The sequence below is a fragment of the Escherichia sp. MR genome (genome assembly GCF_005280595.1).
Taxonomy (GTDB): Bacteria; Pseudomonadota; Gammaproteobacteria; order Enterobacterales; family Enterobacteriaceae; genus Escherichia; species Escherichia ruysiae.
Window position 1 is genome coordinate 41,036 of sequence record NZ_SZVK01000036.1, and the last position, 6,020, is coordinate 47,055.

Sequence of the window (6,020 nt, forward strand, 5' to 3'; positions counted from 1 at the left end):
CCAGGATAGCGCCCGATGCGCAAGATTATCGGGCAACTGTTGTTTAGGCCGGATAAGACGCAACCAGCGTCGCATCCGGCATTACAACGTTTCATTATTTTAATAACCGCACCCGGCACGTTTTTCCTTTAATCTTCCCGCCCTGTAACTGTTTCCATGCTTTATGAGCAACAGCCTGACGCACCGCGACATAGACATGCGCCGGATGCACGGCGATTTTGCCAATATCTGCGCCATCAAGCCCGATATCTCCTGTCAGCGCACCTAATACATCACCCGGGCGCATTTTGGCTTTTTTCCCACCATCGATACACAACGTTGCCATTTCTGCTTCCAGCGGCACAATGGAACTATTAGATGGCGGCGTTTGCCAGTTAAGTTTTATCTGCAACATGTCAGAAATGATATTGGCCCGCTGTGCTTCTTCCGGAGCACAGAAACTGATCGCCAGACCGCTATTTCCTGCACGAGCTGTACGACCGATGCGATGTACATGAACTTCGGGATCCCACGCCAGCTCAAAGTTCACTACCAGCTCAAGAGATTTGATATCCAGACCGCGCGCTGCGACATCGGTCGCTACCAGCACGCGGGCGCTACCGTTAGCAAAACGTACCAGGGTCTGATCGCGATCACGTTGCTCCAGGTCGCCATGTAACGACAATGCACTTTGCCCTACTTCATTAAGCGCGTCACACACAGCCTGACAATCTTTTTTGGTATTGCAAAACACCACGCAAGAGGATGGCTGATGCAAACTTAATAACCGTTGCAACAGCGGAATTTTGCCTTTGCTGGATGTCTCATAAAATTGTTGTTCAATGGGTGGCAGAGCATCTGTTGAGTCAATTTCAATCGCCAAAGGATCGCGTTGAACACGACCGCTAATCGCGGCAATTGCATCTGGCCAGGTCGCCGAAAACAAAAGCGTCTGACGAGAAACCGGTGCAAAACGGATCACCTCATCAATGGCATCACTAAATCCCATATCCAACATGCGGTCGGCTTCATCCATCACCAGCGTATTCAACGCATCCAACGATACCGTGCCTTTTTGCAGGTGATCCAGCAAACGACCCGGCGTTGCCACGATAATATGCGGCGCATGTTGCAGCGAATCACGCTGCATACCGAACGGTTGACCACCGCACAAGGTCAAAATTTTGGTATTCGGCAGAAAACGCGCCAACCGACGTAACTCCCCGGCAACCTGATCCGCCAGCTCACGCGTAGGACACAGTACTAAAGCCTGGGTCTGAAACAGCGACGCATCAATTTGCTGTAACAACCCGAGGCCAAATGCCGCCGTTTTGCCGCTGCCGGTTTTCGCCTGCACGCGAACGTCTTTTCCGGCAAGGATCGCCGGAAGCGCGGCGGCCTGTACCGGTGTCATGGTTAAATAACCCAACTCATTAAGGTTAGTGAGCTGGGCGGGAGGCAAAACGTTCAGGGTAGAAAAAGCGGTCACAATCTATTCTCGTGGTCATCGACGCAAAATTAGCAGGCGCGTATCCTCGCAGATCTACGCTCACGATGCGACAATTTAATCGGTTCTTCATCTGGCGGCGGGTCGGGCATAGGTTGCGGACGAGGAATCGGATCAGGCACAGGAATGGGATCGCCAGGAATCGGTTCAGGGACAGGAATTTGCAAATAAATGAGTGTCGTCATATTTCCCTCCGGTCATTGGGTGGACTCTTAAAGGGTAGACGCTGACAAATAACAGGCAAAAAAAAGCCGACTCATCTAAGTCGGCGTCGTACGAATCAATTGTGCTATGCAGTAATTCAAAAAAGGAAGTAAGACAATATGGAGCGCAACGCCCATCGCTTGACGTTGCATTCACCTGCGAGGAAGATATTGCCCTGAATGGGTAGAGAGTTTATTGACTTCGCTCAAACTTTACGGCGTTTTTGTATACAGGAAGTAGACAAATTTTCTTTTGTTACAACCATTTACTACGATGCAACCATAAAGCAACACCACCAATAAGAACAACTAACAGAATACAAAAAAGCGAAAAACCGAATTGCCATCCCCCGCCAGGAATACCACCAAGGTTGACACCAAATAATCCCGTTAAAAACGTACTGGGTAAAAAGACCATTGCCATCAAGGACATCGTATACGTGCGACGCGCTAAGTTTTCCTGCATGACCTGGGCGATTTCATCCGCCATCACGCCAGTTCGGGCAATACAAGCGTCAATCTCATCCAGACCACGTCCGAGACGATCGGCAATATCCTGCATTCGGCGGCGCTGGTCGTCATTCATCCACGGCAGGCGCTCACTGGCAAGACGAGCATAAACATCACGTTGAGGCGCCATATAGCGACGCATAACAATTAATTGTTTACGCAGTAGCGCCAGGAAACCGCGCGGAGGAATTTGTTGATCGAGTAGATTATCTTCCAGGTCGATAATTTTATCGTGCAGTTGTTCTATAAACTCACTGGAATGATCGGTCAACGCATCACAAACATCCACCAACCAGCCGCCGCAATCGGTCGGACCAGTGCCCTCTTCCAGATCGCTAACCACATCATCCAACGCCAACACTTTACGTTGTCGGGTCGAGACAATTAACCGTCCGTCCATATAAACACGCATGGCCACCAACTGGTCGGGACGTTCATCAGTACTGCCATTAATGCAGCGCAAAGTAATCAGCGTCCCTTCGCCAAGACGACTGACTCTGGGCCGTGTACTTTCTCCCGCCAGCGCATCGCGCACATTATTTGGCAGCAGTGGTGTCGTCGCCAGCCACTGGGCGCTGTCATGGTGCACATAATTGAGGTGGAGCCAGCAAGGATGCGCTTCATCTATCTCATCTGTATTTTCCAGCGGTTTAACGCCACCTTTGCCATCCAGAATCCAGGCAAATACTGCATCCGGGACATTTACGTCCGCTCCCTTAATCACTTCCACAGTTGCCTCCATCATCAACGGATTATTTTGTAGTCTAGTCTTCTGGTCATGTTACGCAAAATCTCATCACCCCATTACCCTGAAATGATTAATAAAATCCTGTCAAAATTAAATACAGAAAGCAAAATACTTTTCCTGATTTGAAAACGTGTAAAGCGTTAAATAGCGTCTATCATTATCAGAATTATCTGATCATTTGTCGTGGCATTTTTGCGATCAGGTAGTAACAAAAGATTGATAAAAATAACGGGATTTCAATGACTACGCACAACTTCAATACTCTGGACTTATTAACAAGTCCTGTCTGGATCGTTTCCCCTTTCGAGGAAAAATTAATTTATGCCAATAGTGCTGCGCGACTGTTGATGCAAGAACGCACTTTTAGTCAACTACGTACCGGGCTCTATTCCATCTCCTCGCAAAACGAACTGCCAAAATACCTGACAGACCTGCATAACCAGCTTGATATTGTAGAAATCCTCACTGTCCAGCGTAATGGTGAAGATACAGCATTAAGCTGTCGGTTGACCCTCAACGAGATTAGTGACACTGGAAAAGTCATTATATTTGAAGGAATGGAAACACCCGCAACTCTGGGTTTAAAGGCCAGCCGTTCAGCGAATTATCAACGTAAAAAACAAGGGTTTTATGCTCGTTTTTTTCTGACTAACTCCGCGCCAATGTTGTTGATAGATCCCTCGCGTGATGGCCAAATCGTCGATGCTAATCTGGCCGCGCTTAATTTCTATGGCTATAACCATGAAACAATGTGTCAGAAACACACCTGGGAAATTAATATGCTTGGGCGTCGCGTTATGCCTGTCATGCATGAAATTTCACGTTTGCCCGGCGGGCATAAACCCCTCAATTTTGTCCATAAACTGGCAGATGGTTCCGTTCGACACGTACAAACTTATGCTGGGCCAATTGAGATTTACGGTGACAGGTTAATGTTATGTATCGTACATGATATTACTGAGCAAAAACGGCTGGAGGAACAGCTGGAACATGCTGCCCACCATGATGCGCTAACGGGGTTACTTAACCGTCGACAGTTTTACCACATAACTGACCCAGGACAGATGCAGCACCTGGCAATCGCTCAGGACTACAGTTTGTTGCTCATCGACACCGATCGTTTTAAACATATCAATGACTTATACGGTCATCAGAAAGGGGATGAAGTGTTATGCACGCTTGCCCGTACACTCGAAAGCAGCGCCCGCAAAGGCGATTTGGTGTTTCGCTGGGGTGGTGAAGAGTTCGTCTTATTATTGCCCAGAGCCCCTCTGGATACTGCACTTTCCTTGGCTGAAACGATCCGCTTGAGCGTGGCAAAAGTGAGCATTTCGGGCTTGCCGCGCTTCACCGTCAGTATTGGCGTGGCGCATCACGAAGGAAATGAAAGTATCGATGAACTGTTTAAACGGGTCGATGATGCGTTGTATCGGGCAAAAAATGATGGACGCAACCGCGTGCTGGCAGCATAAGCCACGGAAGCGTCCCGTGATCAACGGCTGCGTTTAGCGTGGCGCTCCCAGTTTTCCTGCTTCGCCTGCGCCGTTTTACGGAGTGCGACGTAACACGCCCCGCTGCCGCCATGATGCGGTAGCGCGGTACAATATGCCTGGACATCATCAAATTCAGTCAGCCAGCGCGCCACATAGCTGCGAACAATGTTGGCGTGCGATTTATCGTCCCGCCCTTTGCCATGAATAATCAGCACGTTACGTAAACCATCCGCCAATGCCTGTTGAATAAAAATGAACACCATTTTGCGGCACTCTTCCACCGGCTGACGTAGAAGATTCAGGCTGGCCTGCTGCGGATATTTACCGCTGCGTAACTTATCCAGCACCCCATGTTGCAGCCCTTCTCGCCGAAACTCCAGCGGCTGGCTTCGCGGGATGATGTCGAGAAATCCAGTAGTAAGGAAATTATCAAGTTGCAGCGTGTCGATACGCTGCGGCGCACGTTGGTTACGCGTTGGATGCCAGTGGACATCTGTAGCGCGCTTCAGTGGCTGGACATCTTCCATGGCGTCAAGAAACAGCGATTTGTCGTCAAGGTTCATGTAACCTCCTATGCACCTTCACACATCTGATATTTGCGGCATCGTTCACTTCACAGATTGAAACAATACTTTGCTCCATACCTGCTGGTGTCTGCACTGGCGGGGCATTTTATACTAGCCTGGTGACAGTATCGAACAGTTTAGACCGGGTTTAATTCAGCACAGGCATCCGATCAGGGTGATTTGTTCATCGCAGGAGTCAACATAAATGCGATGAGTAACAGGCCACTGATTAGCAGAAAGGTATCCGAAAATGCCATAGTTTGTGCCTCCCGCAACATCAATTGACTCAACAATTTGGTTGAAGCCAGTATTTCCGATGTCTGGTCACTTCCACTGCGATTAAAAAATAAAGCACTTCTGGAAATGAAGTCATTCACCGTATGGGGAACAGAAACCATTTTTTCACCCATTCTCAAAAAATGAAAATTAGTTCGGTTATTGAGAATAGTGCCACACAGGGCAATACCAATCGCGCCCCCAAGATTACGTGTTAAATTAAATACACCTGAGGCTAACTTCAGCCGTTCTTTGGGAATTCTTCCCAGCGTTAATGTTACGATGGGAGCCATCGCAAACTGCTGCGAAATCCCTCTGATGGCCTGTGGAAACAGTAACTCCTGCCATCCCCATTCGTGGGTTATAGGGGTAAAAAGATACATTGAAAACACAAATCCCCCCAGCCCCGCCATCAACAGCCATCGCAGATTTATTTTTTTAGTTAACCAGAAGTAAAAGGGAACAGAAAGTAACTGGAAGATACCTGTTGTGCAAACGGCAAAACCTATCTCTTCGGCATTTAATCCGCGAACCCGCCCCAAAAATACAGGTATTAAATATACAGTAGAGAATATCCCAACTCCTCCAGAAAAAGAAAAAAAACATCCCAGCGTAAAATTTTTATCCTTAAAAGCATGAAGATCCATGATCGGATTGGATAGGCTTTGTTGAATAAATCAGATTTCGGGTAAGTCTCCCCCGTAGCGGGTTGTGTTTTCAGGCAATACGCACGCTTTC

At 48.2% G+C, this 6,020-nt stretch carries 6 protein-coding genes and 1 pseudogene; 1 reads left to right on the forward strand and 6 read right to left on the reverse strand.

All coding sequences use genetic code 11. The features are described 5' to 3' along the window. Positions 1-94: 94 nt before the first annotated feature. From dbpA to FC814_RS23225, 4 genes are all read right to left on the reverse strand, one after another. Entirely contained in the window at positions 95-1,468 is a 1,374-nt protein-coding gene (gene dbpA / locus FC814_RS15355) for an ATP-dependent RNA helicase DbpA (RefSeq protein ID WP_000123765.1), read from the reverse strand. 29 nt (positions 1,469-1,497) lie between these two features. Beyond that, entirely contained in the window at positions 1,498-1,671 is a 174-nt protein-coding gene (gene ynaL / locus FC814_RS23220; RefSeq protein WP_032225105.1) for a protein YnaL, read from the reverse strand. Positions 1,672-1,945: 274 nt separating this feature from the next. Then, complete coding sequence (gene zntB / locus FC814_RS15360) at positions 1,946-2,929, reverse strand: zinc transporter ZntB (RefSeq protein WP_016158374.1); 984 nt, start codon at positions 2,927-2,929, stop codon at positions 1,946-1,948. 14 nt (positions 2,930-2,943) lie between these two features. Then, positions 2,944-2,991 carry a hypothetical protein gene (locus FC814_RS23225; protein ID WP_212741833.1) on the reverse strand — a complete coding sequence of 16 codons (48 nt, stop codon included), beginning with the start codon at positions 2,989-2,991 and terminating at the stop codon, positions 2,944-2,946. Between the two features lie 195 nt (positions 2,992-3,186). Here FC814_RS23225 and FC814_RS15365 point away from each other — a divergent pair, with 195 nt between their 5' ends. Further along, positions 3,187-4,419 carry a sensor domain-containing diguanylate cyclase gene (locus FC814_RS15365; RefSeq protein WP_137326149.1) on the forward strand — a complete coding sequence of 411 codons (1,233 nt, stop codon included), beginning with the start codon at positions 3,187-3,189 and terminating at the stop codon, positions 4,417-4,419. Between the two features lie 20 nt (positions 4,420-4,439). Here the strand turns inward: FC814_RS15365 and smrA are convergent, their stop codons facing one another. Both smrA and FC814_RS15375 read right to left on the reverse strand, forming a co-directional pair. Further along, a complete protein-coding gene (gene smrA, locus FC814_RS15370) occupies positions 4,440-5,003 on the reverse strand; it encodes a DNA endonuclease SmrA (RefSeq protein WP_001046841.1) in 564 nt (187 codons plus the stop codon). 173 nt (positions 5,004-5,176) lie between these two features. Further along, positions 5,177-5,947 (reverse strand): annotated as a pseudogene (locus FC814_RS15375) (MFS transporter); the annotation flags it as partial. Between the last annotated feature and the right edge of the window lie 73 nt (positions 5,948-6,020).

What these genes read in the sequence shown, in the direction of transcription:
- FC814_RS15365 (WP_137326149.1), top strand. Translation starts at nt 3,187, where the DNA reads ATGACTACGCACAACTTCAATACTCTGGACTTATTAACAAGTCCTGTC.
- ynaL (WP_032225105.1), bottom strand. Translation starts at nt 1,671, where the DNA reads ATGACGACACTCATTTATTTGCAAATTCCTGTCCCTGAACCGATTCCT.
- smrA (WP_001046841.1), bottom strand. Translation starts at nt 5,003, where the DNA reads ATGAACCTTGACGACAAATCGCTGTTTCTTGACGCCATGGAAGATGTC.